The organism is Agrobacterium sp. lyk4-40-TYG-31 (assembly GCF_030209855.1).
Classification (GTDB): domain Bacteria; phylum Pseudomonadota; class Alphaproteobacteria; order Rhizobiales; family Rhizobiaceae; genus Agrobacterium; species Agrobacterium vaccinii.
Genome location: NZ_JARVRE010000010.1, coordinates 248,447 through 266,563, shown reverse-complemented (window position 1 = coordinate 266,563; position 18,117 = coordinate 248,447). Strand labels below are relative to the sequence as shown.

Here is an 18,117-nt window from a genome sequence, read left to right as displayed (position 1 = left end):
AAGCTATTCTGACATTCCGTCGTATTTTCGCTATAGAGCTGGAATTCAACAGCGTGACGACGAAGGTCTATTCGTCCGAAACGTATGGCAATATGGAGTTCCCATGACGACGACGCCGGACACACTTAAACCACTTCTGTGGGAGCCGAAGAATCTGGTGCGGGCCATCGAAGCAGCCGGCGTTACTCTTTGGTCATGGAACGTCAACACTGACGCTTTTGCTATGGATGATCATTCTTACGAGCTGTGGGGTGTTCCTAAAGGCAAGGACGTCACATTCGAAGACCTTTCCGCGCACATTCATCCTGCCGACCGTGACCGGGTTCGTGCAGCCTTTACAGCGACACGCTCCATCATTGGTGCCTACGAGATTGATTTCCGGATCATGATCGCGGATGAACTCAAATGGATTTCAGCGCGCGGTCAGGGTGACGACGCCGGTATGGTCAAAGGGATCATGTTCGGCATTTTCATTGATGTCACAGGGCGCAAGCAAGCCGAAGAAGGTCGCGAATTGCTGGCAGGTGAAATGAGCCATCGTGTCAAAAACCTTCTCGCCATTGCCTCTGGCCTGACCGCCATCACCTCGCGGTCAACGACAACGGTCGAGGATATGGCCCGCGAATTGACACTCAGGCTAACAGCTTTGGGACGGGCGCATGATCTGGTCCGACCGGTACCTGGGCAAACGGAAGCGCCATCTGCTCTGCTGGGTGATCTTCTGACAGTGCTTCTCGCACCTTATGACGATCTCGGCGCTTTCAGCGGGCGTATCCGCGTCTCAGTACCACGGATGAGCGTAGGGGAAGGTGCCACGACCGTCGTTGCGCTCATCGTCCATGAGCTAGCCACCAACTCCTTGAAATACGGCGCTCTGTCCGTCGATACCGGAACTCTCGACGTTTCATGCTCGGCACAAAACGAGGCGGTCACGATTGTATGGACTGAAAACGGAGGCCCGAAAGTCGTCCACCCACAGTCCAAATCCGGTTATGGCAGTAAGCTTGTGGAGCGCAGCGTAAAGGGGCACCTGCGCGGGTCGATAGATTATAACTGGGCGCAGGAAGGCCTCGTCGTGACTCTGGTTGTCGATCCAGATCGTTTGGCAAGTTAGAGTATCGACTCGGATCAACCGACGTACGTCACGATCAGATGAAAAGCTTCAGCTCGACTGCCGCTGCATTTGCCTCATCCATGGAGGCGTCCAGCGTCGCCTTGAGAATTCGAAGCTCCGCCAGAAGGCGTGGGCTTAGCTCTTCTTTTTGCCAGTCTGTCAATTTCTGCTGCCATTCGGCGACTTCAACAATGAGCTGACTCGACCTGTCCGCTGTTTGAGGATTGACGGCACGGGCGGCACGCTCGGCGTTTTCTGCAAGCTCGACCAATTCGACCGTGCTGACGATCCATCCTGGCAGAGCCTGCCTCAACGTAACTATTTCAGCTAGAACCGATGTTTCAGCAGCATATTGGGTCATGTTGGTCCCGATCTTCATGAGAATGAAATGAGAGTGCTGGCTCTGTGTGAAACCTTTTCGTCACTGTCGAGCGTAGCGCGCAATCACCGTCGGCACTGCGTTTGAAGAGCAGCACGTGGCTCGTCCTAGACAACCACGACTATTGGGCCGTTGACGGTCGTTTCGTGCCCACCGTCGGTGCGAGGGTTTTGTCTATACTGGCAATATTGGAAAGGAGGCTCTGGAAAATCGCATCGTTCTTGGCCCGCCATTCCTTATCATCGAGCCAGAGATAATCCTGATCGGGCATCAAAGGCACGGATTTCACCTGGGCGCTGGTGATGGGTAGGAAGAAGCTGGTCCGTGCTCGATCGATCACCAGCGAAAGAAGTGGCACCACCAGACTGTCTTTTCCTGGAACGAAAAAGCCACCGGATGCCACGATCACGTAATCTTTTTGGTCTTTTGTCCCAATAACGACATTGCGGACTTCACCGACGATTTTGTCGTCAGAGGTTCTGACCTCCGCACCGACGATCTCGTTGACCAGCAGGCCTGGATCCAGCGCACTGATCGGAACGAGGGGACCTTCGTTAAGCGTACCGCGGCTGCCCTTGACCTTGCCCAACCGTTGTTGCAGCGGCTCACCCGCGGCCTGCTGCTGATCTACGGCATCTTCGTCACTCGTGCCGCGTCCGCCCATTGAAGGGGATGCGATCAGCTCCTTGATGTTGCCGACGAGTCGTTCGCAATCGTCTTCGAGCCCATAAGTCCACAGCAGAAAAGCTGCATCACGCAAAGTTCTAAGATCTAACACAAGATAGCGATTCTCAGGGTCCCGTAACTCAGGCTTTTGTAAGATCGCCTCTTCAAGCTTTGCATCGGATATGTTGCAAGCAGCCAGCACCGGCGTGGCAAAAAGCGCAGTTGCAAATGTGAGCCCAACGGCAACAGCCGCAGTTTTGAAAAGGGTCATAAAAGAGGTCCGATCGGCGGAGAGTGCTTTGACCTCGTGGTGTTAAGCACGTCAATCCGGAAAGAGCGTACCGCGTGACGCTTCGATCATAATGTCATAACGGAGCTTGTCCTGTTTTGTTCCATCCCAATAAGACCTCGTATCTATGGCGCATCCATTGTCGACACGAACCACGAAAAGCAAGTCAAATCGATAGGCTCTTCCTTGGGGCTTTAGCTGTCTAGGATTACGTTTTCTAAGCCTAGACTTAGAGATGCTGTGTTGCTTTCTGAGGGCGTATTCGAAAAGTTGGCCCCCGAGGATGCGTGAATATCGCGCAGGGAGGAAACATGTTCGACAATATTTTCGGGGGGCTTGCGCTCCTCTTTTCCGGTTATACGCCGCTTTTCCTGCTCGCGGGTGCCGCTCTCGGTCTCGTGGTCGGGGTTTTGCCAGCACTTGGTGGAACAGCTGGCATGTCGCTCCTGCTTCCCTTTATTTTCGGACTTGATCAGGCGTCTGCCCTGGCACTGATGATCGGAATGCTGGCGACGGTGGCCACCGGAGACACGGTGACATCCATCGTTTTGGGTGTGCCGGGCTCTGCATCATCTCAAGCGACAATTCTTGATGGCTTTCCGCTGGCCAAGCGAGGTGAGGCGGGGCGCGCGCTGTCTGCGGCCTATTTCGCCTCGATGCTGGGCGGTCTTTTCGGCGCGGTTGTACTGACGGGAACATTGCTTCTGGCTCGCCAGATCATACTGTATTTCGGCATGCCTGAAATGCTGATGCTGGTTATTTTCGGGCTTGCGAGTGTGGCGGCCCTTTCTGGCGCCAGCCTCGGGAAGGGACTGGCGGCATGCTGCCTGGGCCTGCTCATTGGCGCCGTAGGTGCGGCACCCGCTACCGGCGAATATCGACTTGATTTCGAGATCTACCATTTCGGAGACGGTTTTTCACTCATTGCCTGTGTTCTCGGCGTCTTCGTCATTCCTGAGATCGTGGATTTGTTGCGCAACGGCACGACGATTTCCGATCGACCTCTGCTCAAGGGTGGCAGTCGCCAGGGTATCCGGGATGTGATCGAGCATAAGTGGCTGGTTTTGAGAACCTCGGGTCTCGGTTGCCTGATCGGTGCTCTTCCCGGAATTGGCGGCGCCGTTGTGGATTGGCTCGCCTATGGTCACGCCGTGCGGTCGGCAAAAGACAAAAGCCAGTTCGGCAAAGGTGACATTCGTGGTGTCATCGCCGTCGAAGGATCGAACAATGCCGTCCTCGGCGGCGCATTGTTGCCGACGCTACTTTTTGGCGTTCCCGGGTCCGGATCGACAGCGCTGTTCCTGTCGGGCCTCATCCTTGTGGGTATACAGCCGGGCCCGGCGATGGTTCAGGGAAATCTGTCCCTCACCTTCAGCATTGTCTGGGCTCTCGCGCTTGCAAACGTAATCGGTACATTGGCCTGCTATTTCCTGTCCGGTACATTTGCGCGGCTGACCCGGATTCCCTTTGTATGGCTGGCGCCGATCCTGCTTCTGGTCGTTTGTTTTGCGGTACTGCAATCCAGCAAGGCGCCTCTGGATATCGTTGTTCTGGCAGGGTTTGGCGTGCTTGGCGTGTTTCTACGGCGGTTTGGCTATGCCCGCCCAGCGTTTCTCATCGGCTTCGTTCTGCAGGACAATCTTGAAGTTCTCCTCTATCAGAGCGCCCAGATTTATAGTTTCGGAGAGTTCTTCTCGCGGCCTATCGTGCTAGCCGTAACAGCTGTCATTCTCTTCACGCTTGGCAGAACGCTGCTGGGCGCACACCGTCTCGATACCGAAACCACGACCGGGTCTGCCTCGGAGGTCAGCGGATTGACGGCCGCGCAATTCACCATCCCGGTCGTGTTGTTCGGCGTTTTTGGTGTCGGCATTATTGCAATGATCGGGTTTTCGCCGCTCAGCCAGATCTTCCCCATGGCCGTCGCAGGCATTGGCATCCTTTGTATCACGGCTGTCACAATTGGGCTGGTTCGTCGTCGCCCTCATGTGCTTCTCGATCAAGAGTCTGGCAAATCGCTCAAGGAGTCGGGACAGTTGCAGCCTCTGCTTTGGATCCTGCTTGGCCTCGGTCTGATCTGGGCCCTTGGTTTCTTTATCGGAGGCGGGCTGCTGCTGACGGTCTTCCTCCGCGTGCGGGCAAAAGCGTCGATCATTGCTTCCGCAAGCGCTGCGGTGATTTCCGTCGCGGTATTCTGGGGCCTCGCCAACGTTACATCTGTCCACATGCCGCCTGGCATTCTGGTTGAACTCGCAACTCATTGAGGAGGAATGAGCATGAAACATTTTAGGATTTTTACAAAAGCACTCGCCTTGGGCGCTCTATTTGCTTGCCAGAGTATCGGTGCGAAAGCGCAAGAGACGTTCGAGCCATCGCAGGTGACGATCACCGTACCCTTCGCAGAAGGTGGCGGTAGTGACACATTGGTTCGAATGATAGCGCCCTATCTGGGTAAAACCCTGTCAGGGACGCCGTCCATCATCGTTCAGAATCAGCCAGGGGGAGGCGGCCTGCCGGGAACCAATCAGTTTTTCCGCAGCGCCGAACATGATGGAAGCGAGCTTCTCGCCATGTCCTCATCGGTGTTCATGGCAAACCTTCTGCGTGACAGACAGGTTCGGTTTGAAATTGACTCGTTCATTCCCGTCTATCTGTCTCCGCTTGGAGGCGTGATCTATGTTTCTGAAAAGACCGGTGCCAAGCCTGGCAAGGGTATCGAAGGCATTTCTGCGCCGCTGGTCTATGGGGCAGCGTCTCCGACATCCGCTGACGTTCTCGTAATTCTTGCGCTTGATTTGCTTGGGCTAGAAGTCAAACCCGTCTTTGGAACACAGCGCGGGGCCGCACGTATTGCGTTCGAACGCGGAGAATTCAATGTCGATCATCAGTCGCCGGCGGCATTCAACAGCAATGTGAAGCCACTTGTCGCATCCGGTCAGGCAGTGCCTTTGATGAGCTTTGGCTTTGCCGACGCCAGTGGAGAGATCGTCCGCGATCCGGCATTCCCGGAGATGCAGACATTCTTTGAGCTTTACCGCGAGACCAAAGGAAAAGATCTCGACGGGCCAGCAAAGCGAGCTTGGATTGCCTTGTTCAATGCGTCTGTCAGTACGGGAAAAGCGCTTGTTCTGCCCGCCAAAACGCCGGAGTCGGTGCGGACGGCCTATGTAGCGGCATTTGAGAAAATCTTTGCCGACCCTGAATTCGTCGCCAGAGCGAAAACCGAAATTGGCGACTATCCACAGTCCACCGGTGACATCGCGATGAAGCAGTTCTCCAACGCTGCAAAGCTCGACGCGGAGGCGTTTACCTGGCTTGCACAATGGTACCAGACCAAACTTGGCGTCAAACTGAACTGATCCTGTCGATGCGGGCGCATATGGATGCGCTCGCTTTTCCAGAGCATTTCCGGACACAAAACCGGTTTCCACTGTTGCAGGAATTGCTCTCATAAAGGAGTGCGCATGACATCTCAAACCGACCGCGGTGCCTATGTCCATAAAGGAACCGAGATTCCCGATCCACAACCCCCTGAGGGCACCACAGTGCTGCGGGATATCGCATTTGGATCTCACCCCAGGCAGTGTTACGACCTGTATCTTCCGGCAAATGCGAAGCCGGGTCTTCCCGTCGTCTTTTTCGCCCACGGTGGAGCTTGGGTAAGGCGAAATAAGCTCGCCATACGGATGATGTATGTTCTGGAGCACGGTTTTGCTCTGGCGAGTACGGGCTATCGTCTCGCCACTGACGAACCCTTTCCTGCACAGGTCCAGGATTTTCGAAGCGGAGCGGCCCATCTTGTTGCGAACGCCGACGAGTATGGGATCAATCCGGAACGCGTGTTCTTTGCCGGCGCCTCTGCTGGGGCCTATCTCGCCAGTTTGGCCGCACTTGCCACGAGCGAACCGGCGTTCGGACCAGTGACGCCAGTCCGCGGGGTCGTGTCGATTTACGGCCCAAGCGACCTGATCGCAATGGCAGGACCGATGCTGGGTGGGCTGGATCACGATGCGCCCGACGGTCCAGCCAATCAGCTCCTTGGCTACAGTGTTCGCGACAATCCAGTTCTTGCCAGACGTGCAAGCCCGGTAACCTGGATCAGTTCAGAGGCCCCGCCGTTTCTGGTGCTTCATGGCGATGCAGACCGGGTTGTTCCCTTCAGTCAAGGTGTCATTCTGGATGCTCATCTGCGGGTGGCAGGCGTGGAAAGTCAACTGATTCAGCTTGAAGGGATCGGTCACGGTGCCCCCGAGTTCCAACAGCCTCCAACCACGAATACAATTATCGAGTTTCTCCAGCGCCACTCTGTCTAAGGTGCGTTCGCGGCCCTAAAGAATAGCATCGAGAAATAGCGGCATGGAACCAGCTGTCGGGGCCTCCGCAAGTATCCACTTCTTGAATGCACGGGCTGCGGGGCGAAGCCGAACGCCCTTTGGTTCGACCAGAGCAATAACCTTCCCGCTGTCAATGCCGGTCGGGAAGGGCGCCACCAGTGTGCCCGCTATGATCTCGCTTTCTATGAGATGAGCCTGGGCCATGACAATTCCGCTTCCCGCAAGGGCCGCCTGATAAGCCAGTGTCGAGTTGCTGAAAATAAGGTTTGGTTGCGGCGCTACCTGCTTAAATCCCATAGCACTCAACCACACTGGCCAATCATCTGGTCGGTTCGCAGATGCAATGAGGGGCTGATTACGAAGATCGTCGAGTGTGTTTAGTCGCGCGGCCATCCCTGCTGTACACACCGGAACAAGTATTTGAGGGAAAAGAGGTGTTGCCAGCACTCCGGCGTCTGCATCAGGCATAAACTGCACGGAGAAATCGATGTCCGACTTGCTGAAGTCGACATTTTGCATGCCGGTTTCGAATTGAACGCGAACGTCCGGCCACTCCTGATGTAAGGCTGACAGTCTGGGGATAAACCAGCGAGTCGCCCAGGTCTGGTAAATGCGAAGACGGACGGGCCCACTGGCACTCTCTTCAGCAAAATCCTCGAGAGCGCGCTCGACAATGTCGACCGCGACACCCACGCGTTGCGCCAGTTCTGCAGCTTTTGGTGTCGCATCAACGCCGCGCGCATGCCTGTCGAAGAGGCGTACACCCAGCATTTTCTCGAATTTTGACACCTGCTGGCTGATGGCACTTGGCGTTACGTTGAACTCTTCGGCAGCACGCTCGAAGCTGTTATTGCGGATCGCTGCCTCCACGACCCGAAGCTGGGTAAATGTCCATGATATGCGCACGTTGTCATCCAGATTGTCATAGCACAATTACAGACGATCCCGGATGATCGGGCAAGAGAAAGCTGAGGCCGAAATGAAATACTAAACGACGTTGACGCGTCTTGGTCGATTCCAAGTGGCTTCCCACGAAGACGTTGAGGAGAGGGAGAAACTCTCCCAAAAAACGGGAGAGAGAGACAGCAAAAACGTCCGCCTGATGCGGCAAGCGCATTGTACAGCATTATTCTACGCTGCGGGCCAGTGCTCCAACGCTGCCGCTAATGCCGGTCTCGTTGCTGCATATTGTTCTAGCCCGATATTCTGCATAGCACTTTCCCAGGCGTCGATAAGGCTGCGGACGCCCTCGGCAGGACCTCCCGGATGTGCCATTATACCTCCACCGCAGGCGTAGATAAGATCCTTCGTGTCCATCTTCGTGTAGGTGGGAGCGACTTGCCGCACGGTTGATCCGCCCGATACGACGGGCATTGCTCGGTCATCAGGCTGGTCCGGTAAACTTAGTGGCGTCAAACAATCTCTGGCGGAGGAGACGATGCTCTCTTCCGTTTCCCAGAATTTTCCACCGAGGCCGCTGACATGGATATGGTCTACACCGGCCAAGCGGTGAATTGTCTGGTAAGGGGCGAAGTCCAGACCAAGCATCGGTGCGCGCGTCATTGCCGCCCAACCTGCGCGGTGGCCATGGATCGGTAGTGAGCAATGCCTTCGCAATGCCACGAGACCCGCCAGTCCGACACTGTTCATGTTGACCATCACGCAGGTGCCACCATTTTCGAGCACGGTATCGTGGCCGCGTCGCATCTCGTCGGTATCCCCTGTTATGTTGAAGGCATACATTACCTTCTTGCCCGTCTTTTCGGCATGCTGGTTCAGCACGCGCATTGCAGCTGGAACCCGTTGGCTGATCGGCGAATAAGGCGGGTTTGCGATGAGTTCGTCGTCCTTTATGAAATCGACACCAGCGGCAGCGAGATCACGCACCACCAGTGCAGTGTCGTCAGGGCTTAAACCGATATTTGGTTTGACGACGCTACCGATCAAAGGTCGACCGAACACACCGCTCAGCTTTCTGGTGCCACCGATGCCGAAAGCCGGACGCGGAGTCGTTTGGATGAACGATGGCGGCAAATCGATGCTTTCCAGGCGAATTCCTGACAATCTGCGCATGCCCGTTTGGTTGCCGAGCAGTGTCGTCATCAGCATCGGCAAAGATGAACCGATATTGTGCACCGGCCAAGAGATGACGATGCGGGCCTGAACATACAAAGCGCCCTTCGTTCCGATCGATGCCAGCGACGGTGTCGGTCTTTCTCCAACAACTGTTATGGTTTCCACCCGTGCGGCAAATTTTTCAATCAGGGCATCTGTTTCTAGAGGGACCCGGAGCCTGGTTGCCGTGGACTGCTCACCCGCAAGTTCCGCGACGACGGGTTCGATGTCCCCGCTGGTCTCGATCAGATATGTTGCAAAAAAACGGTCAGTCATGCCGCGTAACCTTCGTGTTGAAGCACCCATCCTGAGCCTTCGAGGGCTTGTAGAAAAATATCCACCGCACCAACCTGCCCTCCTTTCAGGAGAACCTGAGTTCCGTCTATCATCGGATTAGAGGAATAGAGTCGGGAAATATTGCCGCCTAAAGGATGGCCTGCCGTGATCCTGAGAGCATAGGCATCCAGCCTTCTCATCGCCTGGCTGGACGTATCGCCGCCAGCCAGAACCAGACGGCGGAGAGTGTGTTCCTGAATTGCACGATCCGCTATCGCTCCGTAAAGCGCACCGATCCTGTCCACGAGCAATGTAGCGGCGACGTTGTTTTCCTTAAGCGCCTGTCGCGTCGATGCAAGTGTGGGGTCATCCGGGCCGAGTGCCGTATAGACAATCACGCTTCGCCTGTTACACAGATGTTCCGAAACCTGCCTGTGAATAACGTCATGGATAGCGGCAGGGCCGTCCGTCAGAAGCCTGGTCGCGTCGAGGGGAATTCCGGCCCATCCCCGGTCCAGAGCGTAGCGTATCTGTTCTCCGTTCAAGGCCGATGCACTCCCTGAGAGCACCAGCATCCGGTCGACCGGCAGTATGTTCGACGTCGATGCCGGACGCCCTGGTGGAGACAGGTGCGCGACATGTCTTCCAAGGCTTAAGGCCAGGTCCTGCGCAGCTATGGTAAAAACCGTTTGTTCCTGGGCTTTTTTCCAAATGAATTGTGCCGCGACGTCGACATCGCTTTCGCTACAGCCATCGAAGATCACAGCGTCCTCGCGCCGGATGGATGCCGCATGAAATTCGGCTTCAATGGCGTTCTCACCAGCCCGCAGGATATCCAGATCGATTGCGCCGACCTTGACATCGCCCTGGCGCTCAAGATGTTTGCGCAGATCTGCCTCTGCCATGGGAGTCGATGGGTGAACGGCCATAACCGGATGACGATCGAGCCTGTAAACCTGTGACTTGTAACGGGCGAAATGATTGCTGAATATGGTGTAGCGCCCCGAGGCAGGACAGGCCGGTATGACCGCAACAGGTGAATCGCCAAACAATTTACGTGCCGCGCGCAGGACAGTGGCGAGGTTTCCGACCTCCGGCGATGAATCGAATGTCGAGCAAATCTTGTACTGAACGACTGGCGAGCCGATGGACCTGAAGAGATCTAAAGCCGGCGTGATTTCGGCAATCATTGCCTCAGGTGCGAGAGAACGCCCGGTTCCGGCGATACCAAGGACGTCCACCATCGCCGCATGTTTTTCAATGAGGTCCGGGGAAGGAGTGTCGAGAAACATGATTGAATTCAGGCCGGCCTTCTGGAAGTTCGCCAGGTTCGCTGTTCCGCCCGTGAAATCGTCTCCATAGAAACCGATGGGCGGTCGCCTCGTGTCGGATGGTGGCACATTTTGCATCGCGGTTCCCGGCATTACTGTTGCGAACGTGGCAGCTTTACACCCCGGACAATGAGAGCAATCACCCGCGATGTGAAGCGACTTCTATTCTCGCAGGTGTGAGAAAATCTCCGAGCTTGCGCCATCTGGAACCTGGCGTTAAATGGCTTGAGAGAAGTGGAGGAATACGATGGTCCGTTTGCCGTCCCTGACTGCCCTGCGAAGCTTCGAAGCCGCAGCGCGGCTCCAGAGTATGACGAAAGCCGCTGAGGAACTCTGTGTCACGCATGGGGCTATCAGCCGGCAAATTCAGGCGCTGGAGGCCGACGTGGGCGTCAAGCTTCTAAAGCGTCTTCCGCGTTCGCTTGAACCAACGGAGGAAGGGCAGCGACTGGCGCTCAAGCTCAGTGCGGCTTTTACGACGATGGCGGAAGGCATAGCCTCGCTAAGGCCAGGCCCTGTGGTTCTATCCTGCTCGGCAAGCCTGACCATGCGTTGGCTCATTCCGCGTATACCCTTGTTCCGGCAGGCTCACCCCGATGTGCTGTTGCAACTGTCCGCCTCCCATGGTCCCATTGATTTTGCACGCGACAATATCGATATCGCCATCCGCAACGATGTTGTCCAGTCTCCGACAAATGTGCGTGTTCAACGTCTTGGACAGGAATATTTCGGGCCGGTCTGCTCTCCGGAATTTGCCAGAAAGCACAATATCAAAACCCCTGCCGATCTTGAAAACGTGAACATCCTCGCAACGATGACACGTCCTGCGGCTTGGCAGGAGTGGTGTGATGCCTCAGGAAACATGGGTACTGTGTCCGGACCAAAAGATATTTATGAGCATTTTTACGTCATGATACAGGCTTCGCTTTGCGGGCTGGGCGTGGCTATTGCTCCGAGGATACTGGTTGAGGATGATCTGAAATCTGGTGGCCTGATCTCGCTTTTTGGCTTTGTGGCGGGAAACCGGAATCTGGAGCTTTGGACAATGCCCGATGCGCGTCCCAAGCCCGGAATGCGGGCTCTCGAAAAGTGGCTGCGCGAGCAGGTGGCGCTTATGAATGAGGATACCGGTCGTCGCGCATGATGCCTGCCGTTACTTTTAGTCACACCATCGCAATGAGAAGTCGATTGTGGCGGTAAGGGTTCGAGGGTCTAAGCTTGGCTTATGGATAGCGAGCCCTGTTTTCGAACCGCTGCGGATTTCAAATGAAGAGACTTGAGAACAAGGTTGCCCTGGTGATGGGAGCAGGATCGTCCGGTCCTGGCTGGGGCAATGGAAAAGCGACGGCGGTCACGTATGCACGCCATGGCGCCATCGTCCTTCCTGTGGATATGAACCCGGAAAGCGTTGCGGAAACGGTTGAGATTCTGAGGGCCGAGGGTTTTGATACCCTGGGTTACACGGGCGACGCTACCAGAGAAGCAGACGTCGTTCGCATCGTCCGCGATGTCATCGCCAGGTATGGCCGAATAGATATTCTTCAAAATAATGTCGGCACCACGATCATGGGTTCGATTGAGGAAACCAGTGAAAAAAGCTGGGATCATGTTTTCGATGTCAACGTGAAGACCGTGTTTCTTGCATGCAAACATGTGCTTCCTCACATGGTTGCCAAAAGCAGCGGCGTCATCATCAACATTTCTTCGCTCGCCTCGCTGCAGATCAACAAGTATCCGTATTTTTCCTACTACGGGTCGAAGTCGGCCGTAAACCAGATAACGAAAGCATTGGCAGTGCACTATGCGCCGCAGGGAATACGGGCAAATGCAATCCTGCCCGGTGTTATGGACACTCCACTTATCTACAAGCAGATAGCCGGTGAATTCTCGTCGATCGACGAGATGCTAAGGGCACGTAACGCAGCAAGCCCCATGGGTCGGATGGGTGACGCATGGGATATCGCCAATGCTTCGCTGTTTCTGGCCTCCGACGAAGCGAAATATATCAACGGCGTGATCCTTCCGGTGGATGGCGGCAAAAGCTGCTGGGGGCGTTAGCACTGTAATCATCGAAAATTTTAACCACGCAAAATCGTTTTCTGGGAGGAAACATGATTACCAGGCGTTCAGTTCTCATCGGCACCGTTGGCGTTCTCGCAGCTCCGGCAATCTTGAGGGCGCAGACCAACACTATCAAAATAGGCCATCTGGCCCCGCTGACAGGGGCAATCAGTGCGGTTGGGCGATATGCGTCCATGGGAGCAACAGTCGCTGCTGAAAAAATCAACGCGGCAGGAGGCATTCTTGGTCGCGAGGTTCAGCTCATCATCGAAGACAGCGTCAATCCCGCGACGGCCTCGAACAAGGCTGAAAGGATGGTCAACATCGACAAGGTCGACTTCTTGCAGGGGGAGAGCAGTTCTCCTTCTGCCGTGGCCATCATGCAGGTCGCGGAACGGTCGCAAAAAATCTTCATGCATACAGGGGGCAACAGCGACAAGCTGCGTGGTGAACAGTGCAACCGTGTCACCTTCCACTGCGATGCGATGAATACGATGTATGTGAACACGATGGCCCGCTCCATGCTGCGCGACGGTCGTGTGACTGGGAAGAAATGGTATATGCTGACGGCAGATTATGCATTCGGCCATGACCTGACCAGAGTGGTGCGTCGTTTTGGCGACGCGAACGGTGCAAACTTCATAGGCGAGGACCTGGTCCCGCTGGATGTCGCTGATTTTTCGCCCTACCTCCTGAAGGTACGTCAGGCGCAGCCCGATGTGGTCATTATCAACCTCAGCGGTTTGCAGGTGACAAACTTCATCAAGCAATATTACGACTTGGGTCTTGAATTCCCGCTGGCCGGTGCCAGCACCGATATTGCCCTGGCATGGGCCGCCGGGCGCGAGAATTTTTCCGGCGAATGGCCTGTCATATGGCTTCACACGCTCGACAATCCGGCATCGAAAGCCTTCACAGCGGCTTTCATGGCAAAATACAACGAACCGCCCGAAAATCAGGCGTGGTCCGATTACGTTGGCCTGACTGCCCTCGCCCAGGCCTGCAATGAGACGAAGTCCATCGAGACGGTCAGACTGATCGAGTATTTCGAGAAGGGTGCGACCTTTGAATCCCTGAAATCCCGACCGAGCTATTTCCGCAGTTGGGACCACCAGATCATGACTGAAATGTTTATGATGAAGCCGATTGCTGCCGACGCGAAAGCTGACAAATGGAACTGGCTGACGGTTGGGCCACCATTGCCGAATGCTGATCAGCCACTGGAAATTCTGGCTCCGACGGCGGAAGAAAACGCCTGCCATTTCAAGGTCTGACACATGGCCGCAACACTCATCCTGGAGCAGGTCCTGAACGGTGTTCTGGTCGGGACCTACTATCTGCTGATTGCGCTGGGGCTGTCACTAATCTTCAGCCTTTCCGGTGTGGTCAATCTCGCACATGGGGCGTTTTACGCCATTGGCGCTTATGTCGCTGTCACCATTCGCGACGTGTCGGGCTTCTGGCCTTCGCTTCTGATATCGCCACTCGTTGTGGCGATGCTTGGCCTCGCAACAGAAAAATTTATCTTCCGGCGTTTCTACAGAGAGGATCCGATCATCAGCCTGCTGGCGACGTTCGGACTTGCAATGGTGATCGAGCAAGTGTTGCGGATGATTTACGGTTCGGTGCCGATGCAGGTCTCTGTGCCTTCAGAATTGCGCGGCCAGTTGATCCTGGGCGACCTGCTATTTGCCCGTTACCGGCTGTTCATGTTGACCGTTGCCATCCTTGCCCTGGCGGGCGTCTGGGCGCTGCTGAACAAGACGCCGTTTGGTCGCATCATCAAGGCAGGCGTACAGAACCCGGATATGGTTGCAGCCATGGGGATTTCGTTGTCCCCGATCCTGACGGCACTGGCCGGGCTGTCCATAGGCCTCGCCGGCATGGCCGGTGTGCTCATTGCCCCCATCGTTGGCGTTCATCCGGCCATGGGGGCCGAGGTCATCACGGCCGCATTCGTCGTCGTGGTCATTGGCGGCCTCGGATCCTTCTGGGGCGTCGTCGTGGCGGCTTTGCTGGTCGGCGTCGTACGTGGCCTGACGGTGTATTTCTATCCCGTCGCGTCCGAGGCATCCATCTACATTCTCATGGTCATCGTTCTGCTCACGCGTCCCCGCGGACTGTTCGGTGAAAGAATAGTGCGGTTCGAATGATCAAGACAATCCTTATTGGCGCGGTCGCGCTCGTCATCCTGCCTTTTGGCGCCAATGCTATCGGCTTTTCGCTGGGCACTGCAACGGATCTTGTCGTTCTGGCTGTGGCGTGCATGGGCCTCAATCTACTTCTTGGAAAAACCGGTCTGGTATCGTTCGGCCACGGTGCGTGGTTTGGCAGTGGTGCCTACATCGCCGCGTTGTCCCAGAAATTCTGGTTCCCTCAGCAGATGCTGGCGCCTTTTTGGGTAACCATCATTTTCATCGCCTTGGCTGGCACGGTGATCGGTGCTCTGCTCTTGCGGCGTCGGGGAGTGTATTTCAGCCTTCTCACACTGGCTGTCACTGTCCTTGCCTTTTCGATAGCCTACCGATCAACGAATTTTACCGGTGGTGAGAACGGTCTGGGCGATGTTTTCCGTGGGACTCTGGTGGGGATTTCTCTGGAGCCGGCATCCGCCTACTACATATTCGTTGCGCTTGTTTCTTTTGCTATTTTCCTTTTCCTCGTGTGTCTCGACAACAGCCCTTTCGGGGCCGTGCTTGAAGCCATTAGAGAAAATGAGACGAGAGCCGAGTTCATCGGTTTCAATATCCGGCGCTATAAACTGATCGCCTTTGTCATCTCGGTGACGATTACAGGATTTGCAGGCGCACTGCAGGTTTTCCATCACCGGTTCGCGTCGGCTGATCCGCTTTCGGTCAGTTTTTCCGGCGCGCTCGTTGCCATGGTGGTGATTGGCGGCATGCGGTCCTTTCTCGGCCCCGCGCTTGGAGCCGCGTTCTATTCCATCATGCAGGAACTTCTGACCTCTCGCACGGATAACTGGCTCTTCTGGTTCGGGCTGGTTTTCGTCGCCACCGTTCTCTTTTCGCCAAACGGCCTGATGGGCTTCTGGTCACGGATCGTATCCCGCTGGCGAACTGGTCCGGAAACCGGCGCGGCGATGGCTGAACGAAGGGAGGATCCCGATGCCCCGGTTCCACAACCGTTCAACAGAATGGAAAAGGATATAAATGTTCTTGAAGTGGATCAGCTCGGTGTCAGCTTTGGGGCGCTGGCAGCGGTGAAGGATATGTCGATTCGGGTTTCGCCGAACGCAGTTGACGCGCTGATCGGTCCCAATGGAGCAGGCAAGACGACGCTGTTCAATCTTATATCCGGGTTCTACAAGCCGACTACCGGGAGTGTTCGGCTCGGCGGACGCCCGATCCACAAGCTTGCGCGACACAGCATCGTACAGGCGGGCCTTGCCCGGTCGTTCCAGATTACGAGCCTGTTTCCTGTTCTGACGGTCTATGATCATATCCGGCTTGCCGTCGTTGCCCGTTCGAGACACCGCTATGGGCTGCTTCAGCCGCTTTCGACCATGGAAGACATCGCGAGCGAAACGCGAGACATGCTGGGGTTCATCGGGCTTAATGGAATAGAGACAGCAAGGGCGGTCGACCTTTCCTATGGGGGACAGCGAATCCTTGATCTCGGACTGGCGCTTGCAACGCGACCAAACATGCTGTTGCTGGATGAGCCGTTCGCAGGCCTTGCTGTTGCCGAGCGAGACCGAGTCTCGCGCATGATCGGGCGGATGCGCGAGAGCGTCTCGATCCTCATGGTCGAGCACGATCTCGACCGGGTGCTTAAAATCTCCGATGCCATCACTGTGATGGAGCAGGGTACTCTGCTCGCTTCGGGATCGCCGGATCAAATCCGCGAAAACCCTGCGGTGCAGAAAGCATATATCGGCGGGGGTGCCCACCATGTTGGCGAGGAACGGCAGGCCCTTCCAACGGGTGATATGATATTGTCCGTATCCAGGCTTAAGGTTCAATACGGCAAGAGCGTCATTATCAATGACTTCTCGCTCGATGTGCGCAGCGGTGAGATTGTTGCACTCGTGGGGCGCAACGGCGCGGGCAAATCGACGATCCTCAAGTCCCTGATTGGCCTGAAACCTCCCTCCGGCGGGGATATTTCCTTTCACGGTGAAAATACCGCTGCCAGGAAAGCCGACGAGATCGCCCGGCTGGGCATGGCCTATGTGCCGCAGGGGCGCGCGCTGGTGACCGGCATGTCGGTCGCGCACAATATCGAACTCGGTCGATTGCGGCGGCGCACCGGAAACGGCACCCATTGGGATGAGGAAGCCATCTTCGAACTTTTCCCCCGGATACGCGAGCGCAGCCAGCAGTCAGCCGAGCTGTTGTCCGGCGGTGAACAGCAGATGGTTGCAGTTGCGCGTGCCCTGACTGGCGATACAAGGCTTTTGCTTCTCGACGAACCCTTCGAGGGCCTGTCCCCCATAATGGTGGATGAACTCGTCAACGCTCTCGACAAGGTTCGGAGGTCAACTGGCATGATTGTCGTCGATCACAATCTCGATGTGCTTCTCAATCTCGCCGACCGCGTTGTGGTGCTTGAACAGGGTCGTATAATTCATGAGGGTCCGGCCCGACCGCTGCTTGTCGATCTTGACCTTCGAAAAGAAAAGCTCTGGCTTTGATCGTCTTGTATGAGTGAAACAAGGGAGTTCTGAATGAAACAGATTTCGGTTGGCTCGACCACAATCGATCGTGTGCTGGAACTCCAGGATCTGGCAGTTTCCCCGACGTGGTTACTCGTGAATATTGCAGACGCCTATCCTGATATTCGGCAATTCGAGGTCAATATACAGGCATTTCTCGTCCGCACGCCCGACAACAATATTCTCGTGGACCCATGTTGTGGAAATGGTCGTGCTCGCCATGGCCAGACACAATTCGAAAATCTCGATACGCCGTTTCTCGACCGTCTGAAGGCACTGGGGGTAGAGCCGGAGGCCGTCGATCTCGTTTTGATGACGCATTTGCATTTCGATCATGTCGGCTGGAACACATTCTGGGACGGGCAAGCCTGGCGTCCCACTTTTCCGAATGCCCGCTATATCATGATGCGCGCAGAATATGAATTCTGGCTGGCGGCACAGACAAATGGCGCGGGTTCTGCGGCGACGCGTGCCTCATTTGTCGATAGCGTAGCTCCGGTGGTTGCTGCCGGCCAGGCCGTATTACTGGACAGCCTGGAGGACATGAAGACATACGATGATAACATCCAGCTTCGGGCGCTTTCCGGGCACACACCTTTTCAGTTCGGCATTTCTATACGGGACGGTGAGAACGAGGTGTTGCTGGTTGCGGATGCTCTTCACAGCCCGCTCCAGATCGACAAGCCTTGGCTTCGCAACGGTGGCGACGTCGACCCTGCTGAGGCGTTGAAGACGAGGCTGGCCTTGATAGAGTATTGCCTGCAGTCGCAAGCCACGCTTCTCGCCAGCCACTTCGCCCACACCTCGGCTGGAAAGATCGTATCAGGAGAAAACGGCCCCGGTTTTATTTTCGAAGCTCCTTGAGCGATGTGTTTCT

15 protein-coding genes are annotated in these 18,117 nt (G+C 55.8%); 10 read left to right on the top strand and 5 right to left on the bottom strand.

Going from position 1 to position 18,117, the window contains the following annotated elements; genetic code table 11:
- Window positions 1-103: 103 nt before the first annotated feature.
- Window positions 104-1,114 carry a sensor histidine kinase gene (locus tag QRN55_RS19980; protein WP_284778077.1) on the top strand — a complete coding sequence of 337 codons (1,011 nt, stop codon included), beginning with the start codon at window positions 104-106 and terminating at the stop codon, window positions 1,112-1,114.
- A 34-nt stretch (window positions 1,115-1,148) separates the two neighbouring features.
- On the opposite strand, the gene QRN55_RS19975 is transcribed toward QRN55_RS19980, so the two are convergent.
- Both QRN55_RS19975 and QRN55_RS19970 read right to left on the bottom strand, forming a co-directional pair.
- Window positions 1,149-1,475: a hypothetical protein gene (locus QRN55_RS19975; RefSeq protein WP_284778076.1), complete on the bottom strand. Its 327-nt coding sequence runs from the start codon at window positions 1,473-1,475 to the stop codon at window positions 1,149-1,151.
- A 139-nt stretch (window positions 1,476-1,614) separates the two neighbouring features.
- A complete protein-coding gene (locus tag QRN55_RS19970) occupies window positions 1,615-2,430 on the bottom strand; it encodes a PRC-barrel domain-containing protein (RefSeq protein ID WP_284778075.1) in 816 nt (271 codons plus the stop codon).
- Window positions 2,431-2,759: 329 nt separating this feature from the next.
- Between QRN55_RS19970 and QRN55_RS19965 the strand changes: the two genes are divergently transcribed.
- From QRN55_RS19965 to QRN55_RS19955, 3 genes are all read left to right on the top strand, one after another.
- Window positions 2,760-4,712, top strand: a complete 1,953-nt coding sequence (locus tag QRN55_RS19965; RefSeq protein ID WP_284778074.1) for a tripartite tricarboxylate transporter permease — start codon at window positions 2,760-2,762, stop codon at window positions 4,710-4,712.
- Window positions 4,713-4,724: 12 nt separating this feature from the next.
- Window positions 4,725-5,807, top strand: coding sequence for a Bug family tripartite tricarboxylate transporter substrate binding protein (locus QRN55_RS19960; protein ID WP_284778073.1), 1,083 nt, complete (start codon window positions 4,725-4,727; stop codon window positions 5,805-5,807).
- Window positions 5,808-5,912: 105 nt separating this feature from the next.
- A complete protein-coding gene (locus QRN55_RS19955) occupies window positions 5,913-6,761 on the top strand; it encodes an alpha/beta hydrolase (protein ID WP_284778072.1) in 849 nt (282 codons plus the stop codon).
- A gap of 15 nt (window positions 6,762-6,776) precedes the next feature.
- Here the strand turns inward: QRN55_RS19955 and QRN55_RS19950 are convergent, their stop codons facing one another.
- The 3 genes from QRN55_RS19950 to QRN55_RS19940 all read right to left on the bottom strand — a co-directional run bounded on the left by QRN55_RS19950 (window position 6,777) and on the right by QRN55_RS19940 (window position 10,582).
- Window positions 6,777-7,715, bottom strand: coding sequence for a LysR substrate-binding domain-containing protein (locus QRN55_RS19950; protein ID WP_284778071.1), 939 nt, complete (start codon window positions 7,713-7,715; stop codon window positions 6,777-6,779).
- Between the two features lie 198 nt (window positions 7,716-7,913).
- A complete protein-coding gene (locus QRN55_RS19945) occupies window positions 7,914-9,203 on the bottom strand; it encodes a ribulose-bisphosphate carboxylase large subunit family protein (RefSeq protein WP_284778070.1) in 1,290 nt (429 codons plus the stop codon).
- Window positions 9,170-10,582, bottom strand: a complete 1,413-nt coding sequence (locus QRN55_RS19940; protein WP_284778069.1) for a four-carbon acid sugar kinase family protein — start codon at window positions 10,580-10,582, stop codon at window positions 9,170-9,172. Before QRN55_RS19940 ends, QRN55_RS19945 begins: the two co-directional genes overlap by 34 nt.
- 169 nt (window positions 10,583-10,751) lie before the next feature.
- On the opposite strand from QRN55_RS19940, the gene QRN55_RS19935 reads away from it, so the two are divergent.
- The 6 genes from QRN55_RS19935 to QRN55_RS19910 all read left to right on the top strand — a co-directional run bounded on the left by QRN55_RS19935 (window position 10,752) and on the right by QRN55_RS19910 (window position 18,104).
- Complete coding sequence (locus tag QRN55_RS19935; protein ID WP_284778068.1) at window positions 10,752-11,648, top strand: LysR substrate-binding domain-containing protein; 897 nt, start codon at window positions 10,752-10,754, stop codon at window positions 11,646-11,648.
- Window positions 11,649-11,770: 122 nt separating this feature from the next.
- On the top strand, window positions 11,771-12,562 hold the full coding sequence (locus QRN55_RS19930) for an SDR family NAD(P)-dependent oxidoreductase (RefSeq protein WP_284778067.1): 792 nt from the start codon (window positions 11,771-11,773) through the stop codon (window positions 12,560-12,562).
- A gap of 53 nt (window positions 12,563-12,615) precedes the next feature.
- Window positions 12,616-13,839, top strand: a complete 1,224-nt coding sequence (locus QRN55_RS19925; protein WP_284778066.1) for an ABC transporter substrate-binding protein — start codon at window positions 12,616-12,618, stop codon at window positions 13,837-13,839.
- Between the two features lie 3 nt (window positions 13,840-13,842).
- Entirely contained in the window at window positions 13,843-14,718 is an 876-nt protein-coding gene (locus QRN55_RS19920; protein WP_284778065.1) for a branched-chain amino acid ABC transporter permease, read from the top strand.
- Complete coding sequence (locus QRN55_RS19915; protein ID WP_284778064.1) at window positions 14,715-17,219, top strand: branched-chain amino acid ABC transporter ATP-binding protein/permease; 2,505 nt, start codon at window positions 14,715-14,717, stop codon at window positions 17,217-17,219. Before QRN55_RS19920 ends, QRN55_RS19915 begins: the two co-directional genes overlap by 4 nt.
- A gap of 33 nt (window positions 17,220-17,252) precedes the next feature.
- Window positions 17,253-18,104, top strand: a complete 852-nt coding sequence (locus QRN55_RS19910; RefSeq protein ID WP_284778063.1) for an MBL fold metallo-hydrolase — start codon at window positions 17,253-17,255, stop codon at window positions 18,102-18,104.
- Window positions 18,105-18,117 lie beyond the last annotated feature (13 nt).